At 59.7% G+C, this 1,540-nt stretch carries 1 protein-coding gene; it reads right to left on the reverse strand.

Annotated features, from left to right (window positions below; all coding sequences use genetic code 11):
* Positions 1–6: 6 nt before the first annotated feature.
* Positions 7–1,434 (reverse strand): IS701 family transposase, encoded by a 1,428-nt coding sequence (locus CP49_RS01040; protein WP_057848443.1) that lies wholly within the window; start codon positions 1,432–1,434, stop codon positions 7–9.
* Positions 1,435–1,540: the final 106 nt, after the last annotated feature.

The raw sequence follows: 1,540 nt of genomic DNA on the forward strand, positions 1-1,540 counted from the left end.
CTAGTCTTACTGTGTCACAAAAGAAGGCGCTTCGTCTGCCGGGTGCAACAAGGACAGCGTGAGATGTTCCGGGCGATGGCAACGATCAGTCTTCGCCGCATCGTCGCGATCGAGTTCGGGATGTGACGTTCGGGTCGCAGCGGCGGAGCCTCTGGGTCGGTAACCGTTGGGAACCTCAAGTTTCTTGAACGGCCTGGTGGAACGAGATTCCGAGGGGGGAATCGTCTCCCTCTCGGAGACCAGGAACCCGTAGGCCGCGATGCACAGCGTGGCGTGGTGGTGGAAGCCACGCCAACCTCGCCCTTCGAAATGCCCGAGCCCAACCTCTTGTTTGAGATCCTGATAGTCGCGCTCGATGCGCCAGCGCAGCTTGGTTAGCTCGACTAGCCTGCCGAAAGTGATCGTTTCCGGCAACGTTGAAAGCCAGTATTTGGTCGGCTCGTCCTCACCTTCTGGCCATTCGATCAAAAGCCATTCTTCCGGTCGGCTTTCGGTGAGCTGGTAATCTCGATGCGCGACGCAAACGCGCGCGCGAGCGAAGCGCGACGATAGCCGCTCGGCCGCACCCTCTCGCCACTTGATCGTGCGCCAGACCCGCTTAGGAAGGCAAAGAGCAAGCTCCTTGACCGAAATCGGTTGATGCTTGTGGTCGCGGCGCAGCAGCTTTGGTGGTCGCCCTTTGCCCGACCATTTTTTTGGCGGCAGCGGCGCCGTGTCGGACGTCCACACCGTGGTGTTTGGCAAGATACCGGCCACATAGGTCAACGCCAACGCGCTGATGCTGGTCCGCAGGTCCGTGTTGCAGCCATATCCGGCATCCATCAGCACCACGCCGCGAGGAAGCCCGGCTCGGCAGGCCGCGTCGATCTGCTCAAGCGCGATCTCTGGCTTGGTCTTAAAGCTGATCTCCTTGGGCACGCCCGCTTTGCGCCGACGCTTCTTATCTGCCGCCCATTCCTGCGGCAGATAGAGACGATACATCGCCGGCAGACTGGCGTGGTGATTGGCAAGCGACAGGGACACCGCGACTTGGCAGTTATCCTGCTTGCCGAGCTGCCCGCAGTATTGACGCGCCACACCGACTGAGTGCGCTCCCTTCTTGGGAAAACCGGTGTCATCGATGATCCACGCTTCGATCGGTCCATGGCGCTCTATCGCCGGCAGTACCATCTCACCCACTTTGGCCAAAACACCCTCGTCAGACCAAGGCGATTGACCGACGAAGTGCAGCAGCGACTGATGCTGTGCCGCCGTCCGATCAGGTGCCGTCACCGCTGCCATCGGCTCAACGCTCTTACGCTCCCCCGGCATGATTAAGCCGATGCAATAATCAAACAACGGCCGGGCCCGGTCCGCATGTCCGATCACGCTCACAAGTCCCTCGACAAAAGCCGAAAATCGCGATTCACTGCCGTCTGATGTCCGGAGATCCATATCAGCCCCCGTTGCCGATGCCTGAATCTCAACCGGTAACTGATTCTGACAGCACCTCGCCCGCGACCTTTTGAATCAGACGCTTTTTCTGACTCAGTAAGACTAG

The sequence above is a fragment of the Bradyrhizobium valentinum genome (assembly GCF_001440405.1).
In the GTDB taxonomy this organism is placed as follows: Bacteria; Pseudomonadota; Alphaproteobacteria; order Rhizobiales; family Xanthobacteraceae; genus Bradyrhizobium; species Bradyrhizobium valentinum.